At 55.6% G+C, this 19,646-nt stretch carries 10 protein-coding genes and 1 tRNA gene; 5 read left to right on the top strand and 6 right to left on the bottom strand.

The genetic code is table 11. The features are described from left to right. Positions 1–58: 58 nt before the first annotated feature. The 3 genes from VM554_11835 to VM554_11825 all read left to right on the top strand — a co-directional run bounded on the left by VM554_11835 (position 59) and on the right by VM554_11825 (position 3,860). Positions 59–1,783 (top strand): GWxTD domain-containing protein, encoded by a 1,725-nt coding sequence (locus VM554_11835; protein ID HVJ09063.1) that lies wholly within the window; start codon positions 59–61, stop codon positions 1,781–1,783. Between the two features lie 117 nt (positions 1,784–1,900). After that, positions 1,901–3,589 (top strand): carboxypeptidase-like regulatory domain-containing protein, encoded by a 1,689-nt coding sequence (locus VM554_11830; GenBank protein ID HVJ09062.1) that lies wholly within the window; start codon positions 1,901–1,903, stop codon positions 3,587–3,589. Positions 3,590–3,784: 195 nt separating this feature from the next. Next, positions 3,785–3,860, top strand: a tRNA-Lys gene (locus VM554_11825). A 150-nt stretch (positions 3,861–4,010) separates the two neighbouring features. On the opposite strand, the gene VM554_11820 is transcribed toward VM554_11825, so the two are convergent. The 3 genes from VM554_11820 to VM554_11810 all read right to left on the bottom strand — a co-directional run bounded on the left by VM554_11820 (position 4,011) and on the right by VM554_11810 (position 12,056). Beyond that, on the bottom strand, positions 4,011–5,795 hold the full coding sequence (locus tag VM554_11820) for a CRTAC1 family protein (GenBank protein HVJ09061.1): 1,785 nt from the start codon (positions 5,793–5,795) through the stop codon (positions 4,011–4,013). Positions 5,796–5,812: 17 nt separating this feature from the next. After that, positions 5,813–8,236 carry a tetratricopeptide repeat protein gene (locus tag VM554_11815; GenBank protein HVJ09060.1) on the bottom strand — a complete coding sequence of 808 codons (2,424 nt, stop codon included), beginning with the start codon at positions 8,234–8,236 and terminating at the stop codon, positions 5,813–5,815. A gap of 109 nt (positions 8,237–8,345) precedes the next feature. Further along, positions 8,346–12,056 (bottom strand): carboxypeptidase regulatory-like domain-containing protein, encoded by a 3,711-nt coding sequence (locus VM554_11810; protein HVJ09059.1) that lies wholly within the window; start codon positions 12,054–12,056, stop codon positions 8,346–8,348. Positions 12,057–12,459: 403 nt separating this feature from the next. On the opposite strand from VM554_11810, the gene VM554_11805 reads away from it, so the two are divergent. Continuing rightward, a complete protein-coding gene (locus VM554_11805; GenBank protein ID HVJ09058.1) occupies positions 12,460–13,497 on the top strand; it encodes a LacI family DNA-binding transcriptional regulator in 1,038 nt (345 codons plus the stop codon). Between the two features lie 43 nt (positions 13,498–13,540). Here the strand turns inward: VM554_11805 and VM554_11800 are convergent, their stop codons facing one another. Next, positions 13,541–15,259 carry a CRTAC1 family protein gene (locus VM554_11800; protein ID HVJ09057.1) on the bottom strand — a complete coding sequence of 573 codons (1,719 nt, stop codon included), beginning with the start codon at positions 15,257–15,259 and terminating at the stop codon, positions 13,541–13,543. A gap of 104 nt (positions 15,260–15,363) precedes the next feature. Between VM554_11800 and VM554_11795 the strand changes: the two genes are divergently transcribed. After that, on the top strand, positions 15,364–17,418 hold the full coding sequence (locus VM554_11795; protein ID HVJ09056.1) for a tetratricopeptide repeat protein: 2,055 nt from the start codon (positions 15,364–15,366) through the stop codon (positions 17,416–17,418). A gap of 7 nt (positions 17,419–17,425) precedes the next feature. Here VM554_11795 and VM554_11790 read toward each other — a convergent pair whose 3' ends face one another. Continuing rightward, entirely contained in the window at positions 17,426–17,794 is a 369-nt protein-coding gene (locus VM554_11790) for a hypothetical protein (GenBank protein ID HVJ09055.1), read from the bottom strand. A gap of 89 nt (positions 17,795–17,883) precedes the next feature. After that, positions 17,884–19,407 carry a hypothetical protein gene (locus VM554_11785; GenBank protein ID HVJ09054.1) on the bottom strand — a complete coding sequence of 508 codons (1,524 nt, stop codon included), beginning with the start codon at positions 19,405–19,407 and terminating at the stop codon, positions 17,884–17,886. Between the last annotated feature and the right edge of the window lie 239 nt (positions 19,408–19,646).

Raw genomic sequence — 19,646 nt, 5'->3', positions numbered from 1 at the left:
CCTTTACCAGACCTTAAAATTAGTGTGCGCTATTAGGAGTACCAGCAAACCTATGTTCATGGGCCGTACTTTACTGTTTCCTGCGATAGCCTTGGGTGTTCTCGGACTCTCCGCCCCTCTTTCGCAGGCGCGACAGTCTCAACCCGCCGCTACCGGCCAGTCCACCTCTCCCAACGAAGCTCCAGCGGTAGATCCGCTCAAGCGCGAGCTTTCCGACAAGGAGAAGTTCGAACGCCAAAAGGCCGTAAGGCAGGAGTTGAAGGGGCCATACAAGACGTGGCTTAACGAAGATGTGCACTGGATCATTACGGACCAGGAGCTGAAGGCTTTTAAGAGCCTGAGCAACGATGAGGAGCGGGATGCCTTCATCGAGCAGTTCTGGCTGCGCCGGAATCCTAATCCCGACTCGCCCGAGAACGAATTCCGCGAAGAGCACTACCGGCGTATTGCTTACGCAAATGAGCACTTTGCCGCAGGCAAGCCGGGTTGGAAGACCGACCGTGGCCACATATATATAGCGTTCGGCAAGCCGGATAACATTGAGGCCCACCCCAGCGGCGGTACCTATGACCGTCCGGTAGAGGAGGGCGGCGGCACCACCTCGACCTTCCCCTTTGAGACTTGGCATTACCGTTATCTGGAGGGCATTGGCGACAACATCGATATCGAGTTTGTGGACACGTGCATGTGCGGTGATTACCACATGACGATCGATCGGTCGGAGAAGGATGCGCTGCTGCATGTTCCCGGTGCCGGCCTTACGCAGATGGAGGCAATGGGCAAGGGCTCCAAGGCGGATCGGTTTACCAATGGCGGCTTGGAGAACCTGGGAACAGGTCCGGGGACGCAGGGCAATCAAGGCAAACAGTTTGACCGGTTGGAACTGTACGCCAAACTGAGCGCCCCGCCTCCCATCAAGTTCAAGGATCTTGAATCGTACATGACGGAGCACAAGCTCCTGACGGGGCCGGTGTTCCCCTTCGATGTGCGGACGGATTACATCAAGGTCACCTCGGATACGGTGCTGGTCCCGATTACGATTCAGATAAAGAACCGGGATATCACCTTCAACACGAAGGATGGAGTGGCTAAGGGAGTCGTCAATATCCTGGGGCGGGTATCGACCATTTCACGCAGGCCGGTGCAGACATTCGAAGACACGGTTGAGGTCCAGGTACCCAGTGAGTTACTCAGCAAGACCATGGATAACCGGTCGGTTTATTGGAAGTCGCTGCCGCTGCGGCCGGGCATGTACCGTATCGATGTAGTAATCAAGGACGTGAACAATCCAGACCACATCGGTACCTGGGCGCAGGGTGTTAAGGTGCCAAAGTACGACGACGAGAAGCTGGAAACCTCCTCCCTGATCCTGGCGGACAAAATGGAGCGTGTTCCGTCCAAGCAGATCGGGAGCGGTAACTTCGTTATTGGCAACACTTACATCCGCCCGCGGGTAGCATCCAATCCGGTTACCCCGATTTCGTTTGCGCGGAACCAGAAGTTGAATTTCTGGATGCAGGTTTACAATCTAGGCATCGACGAGAAGAGCAAGAGCAACGCGGCAACGGTCCAGTACATTATTACAAATACAGACTCGAACAAGACGGTACTGGATACGTCTGAGGACAGCAAGACGATCGGTGGAAACTCGGATCAACTGACTGTTGAGAAAAGTGTCCCATTGACGAACCTTGTTCCTGGCAAATACAAAGTTGTGATCAAGATAAACGACAGTGTGTCGAAGCAGGAGATCGTGCAATCGGCTCCTTTTTCCGTCGAATAGCGCGAACCGCATGTAACACGCTGCACAGCACAAGCAGACAGTACCCAGATCTGCGGTGTTCTACCAGATTTATTGGAAAATGAGGCTAGCGGAGCATACATAAGAGCGACTGAGCGAGTGAAGCGCGGCATCCTCAAATTCGGCGGCGGTATGACGTTGCTGCTCATGGTCTGCGTTCTGCAGGCGGCAGCGGCCAGCAGGGCTGCGTCGGTCTCGGGGATGGTGCGCGACTCCCAGGGAACTCCACAGGTCGGAGCGATGGTGGAGCTGCTTGGGGCGGATGCCATGGTGCTTGCCACGACCTTCACCGATGGGCATGGCCACTTCTCGCTTCAACGAGTTGATCCTGGCACCTACAACCTGAAGGCCGTGGGTGCTGCCTTCCTTCCTGCTCTTCGTGAGAATCTCAAGGTTCACGCCGATACGGTGGTCAATCTTACGTTGACTACCTTGTTTGAGGCTGCCCAGTGGTTCCCGGCACAGCGCCGTACGGACAGTGAACCGGACGACGACTGGATCTGGACGCTCCGATCGTCTGCCAATCGCCCGCTGTTGCGCATGTTGGAGGATGGTCCACTGGTGATCGTAACCGACTCTGACAGCACCGCTCGCCCTGTGATGAAGGCTCGTGTGACGTTTAGCAGCGCGGATCATACCTTTGGCGATGGCGGTGTGAGAAATGCCTTCGAGATAACCCGCTCTAAAAGCGACAACCAGCAGTTGATCCTGCGCGCGGACTTTGCGGCTGGCGGGAACTCCGCATTCGAATCCCTGGCGGGCTACCGCAAAGACCTCGGCGCAGGCCGAACCCTCCGGACGGTTCTAGCTATAGAGGACAGGCCGGAAATTGTTGGGACGTCTAACCAGCTTGGCCTCGAATCGATGGTGGTGCGCAGCTCTCAGACGATGGCGTTGTCGCCGGAAGTGCATGCTGAGGTCGGGAATGAACTTCAGGTAGTTCGGCTGGGCGAGAGCCAGGTCTCCAACCACCCCTTTGCCGGGGTGATATGGAGTCAGGGCGGAAATTCGGTTTCGTATCGTCTGGCAACCTCCCGCGGGCTGCAGCGCGCTGATGAGGTAGACGCCGCGAATGCCACCGCTCCGGTGATCTCAAATGCCCACGGGGTCATACGGGTCGAGCATGGGCTACACCAGCAGCTCGCGGTTGAGCACTCCGACGACGATATTCATGTCAAGATGGCCCTCTATCGCGACCGTCTGACGAATCCAGTTATCAGTGGTGGCGGAGATGTCTCGGTGGAGGATCTGGGCGGGGGGGAACTGCTCTATGATGCAGCCAGCCAGCTACTCCGCGTTCAGGGGCCGGATTATTCGGCTGCGGGTTTTGTTGGGGAAGTGAAGACACGAATCCTGGCCGACACCTGGATGTCGTTTTCCCTTGCGAGTGGCACGGCACTGGGGCTTGGGCCGCTCATCAATAAAGCGAGTCTCGAGCAGACAATTGCATTCATTCGGCCGCAGCGCGCGCAGATGTATGCGGTGGGCCTGAATGGCAAAGTGAATCGAACTGGAACGCGGTGGCGTGCTTCCTATCGCTGGCAGCCGGCGGATAGCCTGACCGAAGTTGCACCATTCGATGCCGCATTGCCAGACGCTTATCTCACCCTTTACCTGCGTCAACCGATCCGCTATGGCAGGATATTTCCGAGTGGGATGGAGGCGTTAGTGGATGTGAGGAATCTGCTGGCTGAGGGCTATCGCCCATTTGTAACCAGCGATGGCAGCACACTCTACTTTGCACAAACGGAGCGCTCGATTCAGGGCGGACTATCCTTCACCTTCTGATCCAGCGTGAGCAACACCGCTTGCTCCTTACGCCATGGCTCTCGTCTCTTTCCCGGGGTATATTGTGGTGGATTTTTGTCTGCGTAGAGTGCGCCTGTCTGCGAACGATGTGGTATATTTTTCTTAAGCGTGGAGTTGTTCATTCGCGCTTCCAGCCTTTAGATCCGCAGTACTGCCGCGAAGGCAGATTATCTTGGACGCGTAGCTCAACTGGCAGAGCATTCGACTCTTAATCGACAGGTTGAAGGTTCGATTCCTTCCGCGTCCACCAATCATCTAGGATTCGTTCCATCTTCATCCACCTCTGATCACGCCAGTTCAACATGCTCCAGGCATTTTGTAGCCGGATAGGGGATATTATCATCCCTTTCGCATTCTTGACTGCAATAGGCTCCACGTGTGGCGGAAGAATTCGGTTGCGCTAGGGCTTCTGAGGAGTTGGAAGAATCTTGTTGCGGGGGACAATGCCTTGCCCCTCCAACACCGAGTAAAACTTATCTACAGCAAGGTCGTTCACGGTTTCGACTTTTCCCGAGGGCCAATGAATCGTGACGCTTTGGATTTTGTCAGCCGGGCCAAGTCCGAAGTGTACGCGCAGATCGTTTTGCGAAAGATAGCTGCCCCCGCTGTGGATCTCCTCAGTCTGCGTCATCCCTCCGGCGACGATGCTGATTCGTGCATTGAGAGCGAGTCGATTGCTTTTCGTCCCGGCAAGCTCGAAGCTCACCCAATGGCGACCCGGGATTCCGCGATTGCGGAGAATCATCGGGGTTCCATCGATATCGCTGACAACCACATCCATGTTGCCATCGTTCCATAGGTCGCCGACCGCGAGGCCACGGGAGACGCGGCGTTGCTTGAGGGCGAGCCCCGCCAAATCGCTTGCATCGCAGAACATTCCGTCCTTCTGATTCAGGTGCAGCAGCTTGGGTTCGCGATATCCGCCGCCGGAGGGCAACGAATCAACCTGGGGATACACGTGGCCGCTGACGGCGATGAGATCAAGCCATCCATCGTTATCCAGATCCACAAAGGCTGTACCCCACTTCACCCAGGGAAGCGAGGGTAGAGCCGTTCCCGTGGCGTACGAAACTTCTTTGAAGTTCCAATCTCCATCGTTGCGATACAGAACGTCATTTTCATCGGAGAAGTTGGTGACAAAAAGGGATGGACGACCGGTGTGGTTGTAATCGCCGACAGCAATCCCCATCGAGGCTTGCTCGGAGCCGTCATCGCTCACCGCGGTTCCGGATTCCAGACCAATGTCTTTGAACTTGCCATTTCCCTCGTTCTTGTAGAGGTACTTGGGGGTCGAGTCGTTGGTGATGTAGATATCTGGCCGGCCAGTATTGTTGAAGTCGGCCCAGATGACTCCGAGACCGTAAAATCCATTGGCATCGTTTACGCCCGCAGATTTGGAGACGTCAGTGAAGGTGCCGTCTCCGTTGTTGTGAAAGAGGGAATCGCCAGCACCGCGCAGTCCGCGTGGACCGCACTGCACATCGATACCGCGATATTTGCAGAAAGGCTCCTTGCCGAAGCCAGGAAGATCGTCGAGGTGGAAGTCCACGTAGTTCACCACCATCAGATCAACGTAGCCGTCTCCGTCGTAGTCCCCAAACGAGGCTCCGGTAGACCAGCGTCCATCGGCCACGCCAGCCTTGGCAGTCACATCGGTAAAAGTGCCATCGCCATTGTTACGATATAAGACGTTTCCACCGAGACAGGTTTCGTAAATATCCGGCCAGCCATCGTTGTTGAAGTCGCCCACCGCCCCTCCCATCCCAAAGCATGGAGTAGTGAGGTGAGATTTTGCAGTCACATCGGTAAAAGTGCCGTCGTGATTATTGTGGTAGAGGACACCGAGGCTCTTCTCCCCCCTAGTGGCCATCTCGACCGTCGGAGCATTGGTGAAGTAGATATCCGGCCAGCCATCGCGATCATAGTCGATCAGCAGGACGCCACCGCTCATCGACTCAACGATGTACCTCTTTGAGGGATCGGAGGTATGCGAGAAGGTGATCCCGGTGGAGGCCGTGACGTCGTCGAGTTGAGGGATTGGACGACCGCTACACTTGGTGGATTTTGCTCCCGGGGGAGGAGGCGGCGGCGTGGGGTGCCCGCTTTGGGCAGCAGCAATGTTGCAGGTTAAGCAGGCAACCACAAGCGAGCGGAGGAACGAGGACTCAATGAATGAACGGCTCAATCGGTTTCTATCCTGGGTTAGTGATTCTGTTTTGTCGCTTGTGCAGCGCGTTCCCGTGATTTTGCTTTGAGTTCTTTGTAGATGTCGAGTTCGCGGTTGGCTTCGGCAGTGCGGCCTTGTTTGCGATAGGCGGCCTGCAACTGGTAGTGGAGGTAATCGGCCTGAGGGCTGAGATGAGCCGCTAGTTCCAGATGTGTGACTGCATCTGCTGTTTGTCCGCGATCCAACAGGATCTTGCCGAGTTCGTATTGTGCATTCGCATAGTCTGGATGATTGGTTACGACTTGCTGGAAAAGGTCCGCGGCTTCCGCAACCTTCGCCTGCTGCAGATAGACAAAGCCGAGATGATATTGCGGGTCTGGCGATCCGGGGTAGAGCGCCAGTTCCTTCTGAAATTCCTGTGCAGCTTCCGGCCAATGTTCCCACCGGATGTAGGCAAGGCCTGCGTCAAAGTGCGCCCTGGGTTGCGAAGGATTGGACTGAAGAACCTGGGAGAAGGTTGCAATGGCGCGGGAGTAATCTCCAATCTCCGTCCAGAGTTGACCTGCCAACAACAGAACGTCGTTGGGCCGCGGCGAGGACTGAAATTCGTTGAGCACATCCGCCGCTTTCTTCATGTCTCCGAGGTGAGCAAGCGAAGCGGCCCAGGCATACCCGGTCTCGCCATCGGTCATTCCGCTTACACCGAGCGGGGCGAAGGTCTTCGCAGCATCTGCATATTTGTCCGTGGCAAAGTAAGACATGCCGAGCATGGCGCGCAGCGGGGCTGAGTCCGGCGCAGATAGAAGCGCCTTCGATAATCCGCGTATCGCTTCCGCATAGTCGCCGCTACGAAAGGCGGATTGGCCCAGATTCTTGTCCAGCGCGGGAACGGAAGCGTCCCATTGTTCGGCCTGCTGATAATGGCTCAAGGCCGCTGCATAGTTCCGACGAAGCGCTTCGGAGGTAGCGAGGTCGCTGAATGCCAGTCCGAGCACAGAGCGCAGATCATTCTCGCGGGTATCGACCGCATCGCGCTGTGCGGGAGTCAGCCGGGTATTTGCGAGCGATGCGGCGTCTGGCCTGGCGAACTCAGCACCGGGCTGCAGCGCTGGCGCGGCTTCGTTTTCCTGGCGGGAACTGAGCGGGACTATAGCGGCTGCCATGCCGCCTCCTCCTGCCATCGCCATGGATGCGATGCTTTGCTGGCTCTGCTCCATCGTTTTGTTTTGGAGTTCGCGTGCCTTGGTCAGGAATGCTTCTGCCTCACCTTTGCGGCCAGAGGTGGATAGGATGCGCCCCAGATCCACGTACGCGCGGCGAATCTGATAGTTCGATCTGGCGTCATCGTTGCCCGTCAGGATGATGGCTTTGCGGAGCATTTCTTCAGCACGTTTCGCGTCGTCTTGTGCATAGGCGTTGAGTCCCATGTACAGGGGCGGCTCGGGAGCTGTCGGGTTTATATCGGCTGCGGCCTCCATATATCTGTCGGATTCCTGATAACGGCGCTCTGCGGAAAGAAGAAAACCCAGCATGTAGTTTGCGAGATAGTCGCGGGGGTAGTTGTGGATCTCGCTTTTCATCTCGGACTCTGCTTCTGCCGTAGGCTTCCATTCATTCAGCGAGAGTCGCGCAAGGCCGAGGAAGTAGTGTGCGTGAGGAGTGGTGGGATCGATTTCAATCGCACGCTGAAATTCCCGGATGGCCGCTGGCATGTCTTCCGCATCACGGTAGGCGCGTCCGAAGAGGACATGCAGCGATCCGCTGTCGCCCGCCATCTTGTGCATCTGGCCGAAGATCTCTGCAGCATGCTGTTTATCTTCAGGCTTCCTGGTTCCAAGCAGGCAGATGGACAGTGAATAAAGCGTGGGTATATCGGGCTGAGAAGCCGTGAGTCGCAAGAAGCTCTCTGCGGCGTGTGCGTAGTCGGCTTTCTCCATGAACGCATGCGCGAGCACCTGATCGATCCGCGTACCTTGTGAAGAGGAGACGGATGGGTAATCCTTGCGTGCCTTTTCTGCTTGAGCAATCGCCTCGTCGAAGCGGCCGGCGCGCAGTTCGGCAAAGGCAAGATCGGTGCGTATCTCCGCGGAATCCTCGTATTCGAGAGACCTGCGATAGAGGTCCACGGCTTGCGGATATGCTGACTCGACCATCCTCAGCTCGGCCACTTCTCGGAGGCCAGCGGCGATGAGGCGTTGATTTGCCAAGGCAACGACGGCGAGATCTCCAGACTCCCGTGCAGCGTTCGCTGCGGAGATGCGGGATGTGAGTTCGGAGGAATCCGCCTTGGGCTTGGTCTCGGCGTGGCGGGGGGAAGTGTGGGTATGAGAAGAGGTTTGTGCGCGAACGGTGCCAATTACGCTGCATGAGAAGCAGGTGGCAATCGAGAAAAAGGAGATAGTGAATCGCAGAGCTCGAAGTGGGGTGAGCCCGACGACGGATTTTGATAGGTAAGCCACGTCAGCAGATTGGACTGATTTTACAGAAAGCACAAGCGGCGAAGCTCTATGAAAAGATTCGCCGCTTGCGCAGGTAACAGGTTAGGTCCCTGACCCAGAGAGAGCTGGGTTAGAACGTGAACTTAAGAGCATATTGCAGCTCACGATTTGAGCGCCCTGTTTGCAGGCTTTGTGTCGAACCAAAGCCATTGGGAGATGCCATTGTAGGTGTAGCTGCCGAGGTGATCACGTTGTTTGTAGGGCTGCAGGGCTGCCCGGTCGCTGGGCCTCCCTTTACCGGAGGCGTGGCCCCGCCGCAGTAGACCGGGCTTGAGGAGGTAATACCGGCTCCCTCCAGACCGGAGCTGTTGAAGTTCGGATGATTCAGAATGTCAAAGAAGTCCATGCTGAATTTCACGCGAAGGCGCTCTTTGACGGTCCAGTTCTTTGCAAGTTGCAGGTCAAGATTCGTAGTCGGCGCACCGTAGCAGGCCCCACGGCTGGCAATGTTCGAGGGAATTGTGCCGATTACGTACCCCACAAGCGTGAACGCATCCGGATTGAGTATCTGGTTCTCCTTGGTCCCCGAGTTACAGCTTTTACCCGGCACCTTAAGAGGCCGGTTATTTCCGTTGTAGCCTGTGCCGATCAACGAGGTCAGGGGGCTGGAGTATCCAGTGACGCAGTTCCCATCGGCATCCAGCTTGGTGCATGCGCCGCTGACCCCACTGCTGAAGAGCGTCAACGAACTGCCATGAGCAGCGGTGAAGATGCTGTTCACTTCCCATCCGCCGATGGAGTTCTGCACAAGCCTGTTCTCCTTGGTGAACTTGGGCAGATAGTACACCTCGTTGAAGACGAAGATGTGTGGACGGTTGATGTTGGTATTTCCTTTATCGAGGCCGGGATGACTCTGATCCGTAATTGCCTGCTGATTGAAGCCACCCGAAGAGTTGTCAAGCTCCACGTTGCCGAGGGAGTGAGAGTATGTGTATGCAGCCTGGAAGCTTGAGGGTCCCATCTGGGAGCGGAACATAGCCTGAAGAGAGTGATAGGACGCATGGCCTCCCCGGGCGAACCCCCCAATCGTGCCGAAGTTGAAGGCTGGACGGAAGAGGTTCTGGGCGCTGCCGCTGGCAAAGGCGGCCTGCTTCCAGTTAGAGCTTGGAATCGGGTTCAGGTCATACATGGAGGTGAGGTGGAGGCCAGTATTGCCGACGTACGAGACTTCGAGCGTCGTGTTTCTTGCTACCTCTTGCTCCACGGTTGCATTCCATTGCCAGGAATTTGGAGTTACGCCGCGAGGACTCTTCCCGGCGTTGGGTGACACGGACGGATTTGCCAACGGTGCAGGAGTATCGAGCGCCCGGTTTGTGTTGATGCCGATGACAAATGGAGCGGTCCGGGCCAGACCTTCGTCGATGCCGACTAACTCGCGCTGGAAGAACTGGCCGCCGCCAAAGCGCAGGGCAGTCTTGCCGTTGCCGAAGACATCCCACGAAATGCCGACGCGAGGAGCAATGTTGTGGTTGTTCTGCTCCACGAGGGCACTGTTCTTGCCCGGTGTGCCTGGAGAAAGGGGCAGATTAACACCCAGGCTTGCGAGGAACTTGCTCGCATCGGAGCATGGGCTTGTTCCAGGCACGATGACAACGCCATTGCAGGCATCTGACGGGTTAGACGTGGCCCGATCCGCGCTCCAGTTGGCGAGGCTCCAGTTTGCCCAATGATTGTCGCCCGCATAGGGCTCACGATAAAAGGACCAGCGGAACCCGAAATCCAGAGCGAGATTGCGGCTGATCTTCCAAGTGTCACCCATATACCACTCAAAGTCGTGCCAGTGAACAAAAGCAGTTGCGTCGATGCTGTTCTCGCTGACGTTGAACATCTGAGGCTGGCTGCCGGTGCCAGGAATAAGAATATTGGCGAGTGCGTTGTTGGTTTGTGCGCAGGCAGGATGCCCAGGTCCAATGATGTTGTTGCCAGACGCATCCTTGTCGCAATAGATGGTCGATGGAAGTGTCGGCCTGTCCGCACCGTTTCCATTATCCTCGACCTTTGCATTGGTACCGAAGAAGGCGCCGACCTTAAGGAGATGGTTGCCTTGTACCTTGGAGAGGTTGTCCTGAACAGTATAGAGGTCCTCATGGTTCTTGTAAGGAGCGATATTCCAGATAGAGGCGCTGCCCTGATAGGAACCATAGGGGTTCAAGCCGCCCCATCCGCCAAAGAACTCATCCTTCTGCTTAATGGAGCCTGGAAACGAAGCTGGATAGGCAGTCTGTAATTCCGACACGATATTCTTGCGGGTGCCGGCCAGACTAGTGATGATCGCGTTGTGGCCATATCCAAACTCGACGTCATTCACCATGCTGTTTGAGATGGTGGAACTGAGCTTCGCCATAACACTCTTGGAGGGCTGGCTCCAGTTGGATTGAACGGTAGGGTACAAAGACTCCCCCCAGAAGACCGCTCCATTGTTTGGCGCCGGGTTGTCCCAGGTGTCCTGCGTCCAGCGGAAGGTGACGCGGTTTGCCTTGGTAAGGTCATAGTCCGCGCGCACGTTCCATTCACTCCATTTCAGATTGTTGTTGACGGAGGTACTCCAGTTATAGCCATTCTTGTTTGTCAACGTCTGCTGTGAGGAGTTGAAGTTAGGCGATGGATAAAACTGCGCGATCAATAAGCCGGCAGCATCCGGGTTGGCAATCGTCAAAGGATTTGTCCCTTGCGCAAAAGAGGGAATGCTGGGAATGGTTGCACCGCATTGATCTGCCTTAGCAGAGCCATAGGCGCTGAAATCACCTTTCGACTCTGCATCGGTTGGCACGCAGGTACCGAAGGCACCGCCGCGAATCTCGCGATCCCACTCCTGGTTCCACCAGAAGAACAGCTTGTCCTTTACGACCGGTCCGCTGGCATGGTAACCCCAGTCATTCTTGCGCAGCTTACCTTTCCCAAGGCCCTCGTTGTTATGTACCCAATCATTGGCATCCAGCGCATTGTTGCGGCCGCTGTAGAAGGCTCCGCCGTGCCATTGGTTATCGCCGGATTTGGTATTGATGCTGATGATTGCACCGGACGCCTGACCATACTCCGGTCCGAAGGAGTTGCGGATCATCTTGAACTCCGCAATGGTATCGACGGCGGGGTAGACCAGGATCGTCCGGTTCGAGCCTACGTCGTTGTTATTCACGCCATCGACGAGGAAAAGATTGTTGGTATATGGGTTGCCATTCACAGAAAAGTTGACGCCACCGGAGAGGCCCTTGCCGGTGCCATCATACGAGGCTGCCGCAGAGACCCCAGGCGAAAGCTGGGTGAGTCCGACGAAGTTTTCGCCATTCAGCGGCAGTTCGCGGACCTGTGAGCCACCGATAATCTCGCCCACAGCTGCGGAGGTGGTCTGCACCTGAACGGCATCTGCCTGGACGGTGACTTTTTCAGTCACGGCACCCACCTGAAGTACCGTATTCACTTCAACATTGGTCGAGACGTGGACTTCAATACCCTTTACGACGGATTCCTTGAAGTTTCCCTGGCTGACATGTAGCTCATAAGTGCCGATGGGTAGTTGGGGAATAGCGAAGTTGCCTGATCCGCTGGTCGTAGTGTTGTATTTGGCATTTGTGCCTGTATTCACTGCCATCACGCTTGCGCCGGGCACCGTGGCGCCGCTGCTATCTGTCACGTTTCCGACAATCGCCCCGTTGTAAGCCTGTGCATGCAAGGATGTTGTGGCCGCCAGCATTACGGCGATCAGGATGAAGGAACCAACCACCAGCCGCAGCCCAAACCATTTTGGGACTGCTGCCTGACATTTCGAAATGAAATTCGACATTTGACCAGCCTCCTCAGTCGTCCAACTGCTTGCCGATCCAGCCGTCCCTTAATCCAGGTGTCTGATAGCTTTACCTTGCGAACCCGGATCTAGATCGATGGGCGGAAGGTGCTCTCGTACTTTTGGTCTACTTCAAATGCGGGAGGATCATTAGCGACCAGGTATGCGATTGTCAACACAATAATGTTATTCTTGACGAAATTTGTAAGAAGAGCAGCGAAACCGATCAAGGGAAGAAGCGAGCGGACCAGCCTGAAGTTTTCTGGTAAACCTACATACGAATAGCTGGGAGTTTGTTTTCCTCTTGCGTATCCTTTACGTTGAATGTCATTCCCCCGAGCATGTCAGCAGTATCCTGCGGTTAAACTTGTGCGGATGAAACCGGAAAGATTGAAAGATCCTCATGGCTAAAAGGAAGTCTCCAAACGGGCCCAGGGTAACGCTGATGACGCTGGCTCAGCACCTGAACCTGACCCCAGGCACGATCTCCGCAGCATTGAACGACTCGGCCGCAGCGCGCGCTATTCCGGAACATACCAAGCGCCGAATATTGGACGCAGCGCGTGAATTCAATTACCGGCCCAACTACTTTGCGCGTTCTCTCCGGCTGCAGCGTACCTACACGATCGGCGTCATCGTCGAACAGATCGGCGACCCTTACGGTTCCGCGATCATCAGTGGAATCGAGGAGTATCTTCGCGATACGGAGTACTTCTTTCTTACCGTGGTGCATCGCCACGATCCCCGAGTATTGCAAAGCTATTCGCAGGTGTTGCTGGCGCGCGGCGTTGAGGGGTTTGTAACAGTGGACACTTCGATCCAGGAGGAGCCCGCACTGCCTACCGTGGCCATTGCCGGGCACCATCGCATTCAGGGAGTCACGAATATAACGATCGACCACAAGGTTGCAGTCCGGCAGGAACTCATGCACTTGCTCGATAACGGCCACCGCGAAATCGCGTTTTTGAAGGGACAGACATGCAGTTCCGATTCCGCCACGAGATGGAATGCGATTTGTGAAGTAGCCCAGGAACTCGGAGTGCGAATTCGACCGGAGCTGACGGTACAGATTGAGGGCGATGTCGCGACACCGCAACTCGGGTATCCGTGTGCGAAGGAACTGCTTGCCCGAAAGCAATTCTTTACCGCACTTTTTGCCTATAACGACCTTTCTGCAATCGGCGCCATCTGGGCGTTCCAGGAGGCCGGCCTGCGCGTGCCGGAAGACATCTCGGTGGTTGGATTCGATGATGTCCCACTCTCGATCTTCTCCAAACCGGCGCTGACAACGGTAAGGCAGCCGCTCCAGCGCATGGGCCAGATTGCAGCCAAAACGATCATCGACAGAATTGAGGGGAGTACCGAATATGTTCCGGAGATCGTGGTCGAGCCCGAACTGATTGTGCGTGCTTCGTCCAGTTTTGCGAAGAAGAGCTGCTAGGGTGGGCAGTCATTAATGCCGGATTTTGTACTTTAGAAGAATTCTACTTCCATTTGCCGGCACCTTCTACCAGGGTGATGTACCGGTCGATCGGCAAATCCGTGAAGCGCTCGACAGTGCCACTGGGTTGCGGCCACTTTACCTCCAGCCAGTCGAGTTTTGACCGGCTGCCAATTCCCAGTACGATTCGCGGGTCATGAGTCGAGAGAAAGCTTCCGCCCCCTACTCTCATGCGGGATCGCTTCAAGTCACCGGCCTGATAGGTAACGCGTGCTCCGATTGCATCGGAATTGCACTTGCGGCCAATCAAGCGGATGCCGAGCCAGTGGTTATGTCGTCCTACATTATTGCGCAGCAATAGCGGTGCACTGTCATTGTTGCTGATGAGCACATCGATTCCGCCGTCATTATTGAAGTCGCCGATGGCGAGTCCGCGAGCAGGGAAGTTTTTTTCAAACACTGGCCCGCTCTGCGAACTTACGTTTCTATACGCTTTGCCTTCGCGATGCAGGAGGAGCAGCGGCTCTTTCCACGTAACGCTGCTGGAACTCTGATCAATCAGATCGTCGGGAAAGCCATTGGCAAGGATCAGGTCCAGATCGCCATCGTTGTCGTAGTCAAAGAACTTCAGTCCCCAACCGCTCATCCAGCGCGTTACCATGCCGATGCCCATTGGCATGGCGATGTCATCAAAACTCTCATCGTGGTTGTTTCTGTAAAGCGCGAAGATCTCCTGGTCAATGTTCGCCACGAAGAGGTCCATCCACCCATCGTCATCTACATCGGCGGAATCGACTCCCATGCCGGAGCGAGCATGTCCGTCAGCGCTGTAGGCTACGTTCGAACTTAGGCCGCACTCCTCGAACCGGTCGCCACGGTTGAGAAACAGGAAATTCGCAACAGTATCGTTGGAGACGAACAGGTCCATGTTGCCATCATTGTTGAGGTCAGTTGCCACTGCTCCCCAGGCCTTGCCGAGATGGCCGGCGATTCCGGTTTGCTTGCTGACATCGGTGAATGTACCGTCGCCATTGTTATGGAAGAGACTGCTGGGGCGAGGTTTGAAGATGCGTGGGATGCAGTAGTGATGCACACCTGCGGCGTCGGTGCCGCAGCCGAGAGAGGGATCGAACTCTGCAAACTGGCAGACGAAGAGATCGAGTCTGCCATCGTTGTCGTAATCGAACCAGACTGCGCTCGAACTCCAGCCGGGAACGGCCAACCCTGCTTTCTCGGTTACGTCGGTAAAGGTGCCGTCTCCATTGTTGTGGTAGAGGATGTTACGACCGTATTGGGTTACATAGATGTCGGGAAAGCCGTCTCCATCGTAATCGCCGACAGCAACACCCATCCCATACCCGCCACCAGCCACGCCGGCCTTGGCGGTCACATCCGTAAAAGTGCCATCTCGATTGTTGTGGTAGAGCGCATTGCTTAGCGGGTGCGGAGGATCATAGAAGTCCGCTTTGCCGCTATTTACGAGGTAGATGTCCATCCATCCATCGTTGTCGTAGTCAAGAAAAGCGCAGCCTGCGCCGCTGGTTTCCGGCAGGAATTTTTCCGATGATTTGCCCGCCGTATGCGTCCAGGTAATACCGCTGAGGGAAGGCGGGACTTCTTCAAACGTGTAGATTGTGGGCCCCTCCGCGGCATAGAGCAACGGGGTGGCGCGGAGCTGGGATGCGCCGGCAAGAATGCCAAGGTTGCGGAGAAGGGCTCGGCGAGAGAGTTCTGTCGCGATCCCGGTACTCTGCTGCTTCATTCGGTTGGCAGTGTCCTCTATAACAACGATAAACTTACAGCCAAATGGCGAGCCTGTCGATGTGGGCTTTTCGAAACATTAAAAAATCATGGCCGGTTCTTCTCGTGTTGATCCTTGCAGAGCCGAGTGCAAGGTTGCTGCGGGCTCAGCAGTCCAATCCAGCCACTGCCGCAACGAGCTTTGTGGATTTGCAGCGAACGGCCGCTGCCGAGATGGATGCCGGGAAGAACGCCGAAGCTATACGCGATACCAGGCGTGCTCTTGAGATTCGTCCGGACTGGAGAGAAGGCTGGTGGAACCTGGGTACCCTCCAATATGAAACGAACCAATACGTGGAGGCTGCGGGGGCTTTCCGAAAGGTTATCGAGTCCGCGCCAGGAAGCGGGACCGCATGGGCGCTGCTCGGGCTCTGTGAGTTCGAACTAAAGGATTATGCGACGGCATTGTCGCATCTGGAAAAGGCGCAATCGCTGGGCGTCGGCGATGACCCTGAGATCGCAAAGGTGTCGAGCTACCATCTTGCATTGTTGCGGATCCATGAGGGGGACTTTGAACGCGGCAGAGAACTGCTGGACTCAGCATTTGGTCAGAGTCGCCTATCACCCCAGGTGAAACTGGCTTTAGGGCTTGCCATGCTTCGAGTTCCGATTCTTCCCGAAGAGATGGATCCATCGAAGGATGCGGTTGTACGAGACGCAGGCGAAATAGCCTCAAGCAAGACGGACTCCGTGACGCTCTTTCCCAAATTGATTGCGAACTACCCGTCCACGCCGTATCTCCATTACGAGTATGGGCTTCGGTTGAAAGATGCAGGACGTTGGAAGGAAGCATTGGTGCAGCAGCATGAAGAGGTGAGAGTGTCTCCACTGAGTGCCCTGCCCTGGATTGAGATAAGCGCATTGCAGTTGAGATTGAAGAATGCGGCCGGCGCTGTATCTGCGGCAGAGAAGGCTGTGGTGCTGGAGCCTGGCTTGCGCGCGGCTCATAACTCCCTCTCTGCTGCGTTGGAATCGAGCGGAAATAGAACAAGAGCCAAGCAGGAGCGCGACCGTATAAGCGCGCTCCATGAAGAATCTAAGGTGCGTGACCCGCGAATGATTTCTCTGTATGCGGCAGGCGGCAGCTCCATCGATTTAACAGGAGCGAATGGATGGAGGCAGGGACTGCTGGCGTACTCCGCAGGAAACTATAGCGAAGCAATTGCCGAGCTGAAGCAGTGGCTGAGACAGAACGCCGCTAATGGAACAGGATGGGCGGTGCTTGGGCTGAGCGAATTCGCGCTGAAGGATTATGAAAACGCGCAGATTCACCTGGAACGCGGCGAGCAACTTGGATTAAGCGGCAGTGTGGACTCATTACATCTGGCCAAGTACACGCTGGGGGTTCTGCTCGTGCGCTCCGGAGAGTTCAGCCATGCTTCGGATGTTCTGATGTCGGCTGTCGGACCGGGCAATCTTCAACCCGAGGTGCGTTTTGCATCCGGTCTCGCATTACTGCGCATGGCGAAGCTGCCCGATGCCGTAGAGGAGCCGCAGCGTGAGCTTGTAAATCGTGCCGGGGGAATCGCAGAACTGCTCCACGAAAGCAAGTACGATCAGGCAGATGTCGAGTTCGAGTCGCTGCTGAAGCAGTACCCCACGACTCCATTTCTCCACTATGCTTATGGCACTGCTCTGCTTTCTCTTTCCCAGTATGACGAAGCAGCGGCTCAGATGCGTGCGGAAAGCGTCCTTTCGCCAACGAGTGAGTTGCCATTTATTCGCCTCGCCTCCATCGCTCTGCGAAAGGCGTCGCCCTCGGATGCTATTGCTCCGGCGGAACGCGCCGTTCAACTGGCGGATGGTTCGGCAGAGGCTCATTACCTGTTGGGCAGGGCTGCACTGAGCGGTGGCGATACCGCCAGGTCAATAAGAGAACTTGAGATTGCCTGCACACTTGCACCTGGTAGTCCGGAGGCACACTTCAATCTGGCGAAGGCATATGCCAAGGCGGGACAGCCGCAACGCGCCGCCGAGGAGCGCGCAACGTTTGTCAGGCTCAATGCGGTTGCGGAAGAACAGAAGAGCCAACACGGGAGCCAGGCATATCAAGGTCCGCGCGAAGCCAGGGATATGTCCGCTCCACAAAAGTCAGCCGGAGTTCCGTCAGGTCCGAACTAAATGTACCTCACCCTTTGGTTCGCTCTTTGATCTGTTTGGCGAGCTTTTCGATCTGTTGCGCTTTCTTCACGATGGATAGGGGAAATGTGGAACTAAGGTTGGTGTGATCGACTTCGTCTTTCAGTTCGGCAGAAAGCTTGTAAAGCTGCTGAACCAGAGCAACGATTTGCATCTGATTGACTGGATTGCGCGGGGACTTTTCCGGTTTGATGATTTCTGGCCCGTCCATGCCGGCAGGTGCGTTCTGGTCTGGCGCATGAGGCGATGGTAGCGGCTGTGGTGAACGCTGCAGTGCGCTGAGCTTATCTGGCAGAATCAATAAAGCGGCCGCAGCGGCGAAGGCCCCCCGCAGCAAAGTGCGGCGTGAGTTCAACATAATCCTTCCTCCGTAGCAGGAACGGAATTCCAGAACCAGGATGTTACACCCGAACAAGCGCTCCAGCGGTCCTGTGGCAGCCAAGTGGATCATCGGGCAGTTGCTGGAACCTTAATCAATACGAGAGCGTTCGGAGTTAGCTCCAGATGCAGTTTACCGTCCTTCAGGTCTACCTGTGTCGGAGGAGCTAACGAGGTTTCGCGATTCAACTGCTGCACCTGAGATGGGGTTGGTATAAGAGGCTTTCCCATCGCGGCATACTGCTTCAGAACATTTCCGTGATTGGAGTCCACCATCTGGAGAGTTGCACGCACGTTAGCAGGCAGGCCACGGAAGAGCAAGTCCATAGTGTGCACCGCACCCTGCTTATCCGGATCGACCAGGTTCCATGCGGCTATGTCGAGGCTACCGTCTGTCTGTCTGGTAACGATGACGTTCTTCGAATCGTTCGCCAATCGTTCGTTGCCGAGTTGGTGGAGCAATTCGTACGCATAGTAGCTGGGTTTGTTAATGCCCCCCATAGCACGTAAGCCGAATTGGCCACTGAATGGGCGGGAAGCAGGACCACCCTCCTCGAAGACGTCGGAGAACGTCCAGAACGAGAGCATGTCTACATTGCCATCACACTCTCTTACAGTGTTGGCCAGCGCAGGCCCAACGTAGATTGTGTCTCGTGACTCCATTAGTCCAGGAACATTCCATTCGGTCCAGAGCAGAGGCAGATGAGGAAATGGGGAAGCGTCAATCTGCTTTCTGACCTTGGCCACCGCTCCACCGACGCGATCGTCGACAGGAATGTTTTCGTCCGTGCCAAACAGATCCTGCACTGTGTCGTCTCCATATCCATGGGTAGATACAAAGTCGACCGGAACGTGCTTGCTGGCAGCAAACTTCAGGAACTCCGGAATCCATGCTGCGGCTGCGGTTGCGGGGCCACCAACTCGGAGTCTCGGATTGACTGCTTTCACCGCATTGGCGGTATGCGCGTAGAGATCGAAGTACGATTTCTGTTGCGGCCAGCCTCCCCAGAAATCGATGTTGGGTTCATTCCACACTTCGAAGTACCACTGCGAGACTTCTTCGATGCCATAGCGGTTCACCAGATGCTTTGCGAACTCAGTCATCAATGCATCCCATCGTTCCCAGCTCTTGGGAGGAGAGACGTTCTGCTTGTACCAGAAAGGGTGGAGCGCATCCGGATTAAAGGCAAGCTTCTTAGGCATGAAGCTGATCTCAACTACCGGTCGCACTCCATTCTTCAACAGCCCGTCGTAAATCTGATCGACATACGCGAAGTTGTACATGGGATTGCCGTGCTCGTCTTCGTTGTAGACGCCATTTTCATCGTGAAGAATAGCGTGGAAACGAACATATCGGAAGTCGGTGATTTGTTTCACGGCACGCAAGTCATCCCGATAGCTCTCCCGCAAGGAGAGATTGGCGCGACCGGAGCCGAACATCTGCTCCCAGAAGTGAGGAAAGGGGGTTGTCCGCGCCTTTGCGTCGATCTGTATGGTTTCAACAGCCTGACCGCAGATGGCCACCGGAAGGATGCATGCTATTGCGATTCCCAGACTCAGCGTGAACCAGGTCAGCTTCCTTTTTCGCTGCATTGAAATCCCTCCCTGCTCGGAGTAACAGCCCTATAAACGGAAATTTGCGTTACATGCGGCATCCATACTCTTGACCATGATGCCGAAATTCGTCAAGAAGGCAAGATAAACAAAGCAGCAACCTTTAGTTGGTTTGGGCCTCTAAATCACACAGTTTTTAAGGGTCATTCGTTCGGTACTAGCTTCGTCAAATTCTGGATTTGGTCCGGTAGGGAATATTTGAAATCCCCTGAACATAG

The organism is Acidisarcina sp. (genome assembly GCA_035539175.1).
GTDB lineage: Bacteria > Acidobacteriota > Terriglobia > Terriglobales > Acidobacteriaceae > JANXZS01.
Note: the sequence above shows the minus strand (reverse complement) of the source record. Positions and strands in the feature narration are given on the sequence as shown.

Bases quoted from the DNA above. Each gene is read 5' to 3' on its own strand.
- VM554_11835 (HVJ09063.1), top strand. From the start codon at position 59: ATGGGCCGTACTTTACTGTTTCCTGCGATAGCCTTGGGTGTTCTCGGA.
- VM554_11810 (HVJ09059.1), bottom strand. From the start codon at position 12,056: ATGTCGAATTTCATTTCGAAATGTCAGGCAGCAGTCCCAAAATGGTTT.
- VM554_11805 (HVJ09058.1), top strand. From the start codon at position 12,460: ATGGCTAAAAGGAAGTCTCCAAACGGGCCCAGGGTAACGCTGATGACG.
- VM554_11800 (HVJ09057.1), bottom strand. From the start codon at position 15,259: ATGAAGCAGCAGAGTACCGGGATCGCGACAGAACTCTCTCGCCGAGCC.
- VM554_11790 (HVJ09055.1), bottom strand. From the start codon at position 17,794: ATGTTGAACTCACGCCGCACTTTGCTGCGGGGGGCCTTCGCCGCTGCG.
- VM554_11785 (HVJ09054.1), bottom strand. From the start codon at position 19,407: ATGCAGCGAAAAAGGAAGCTGACCTGGTTCACGCTGAGTCTGGGAATC.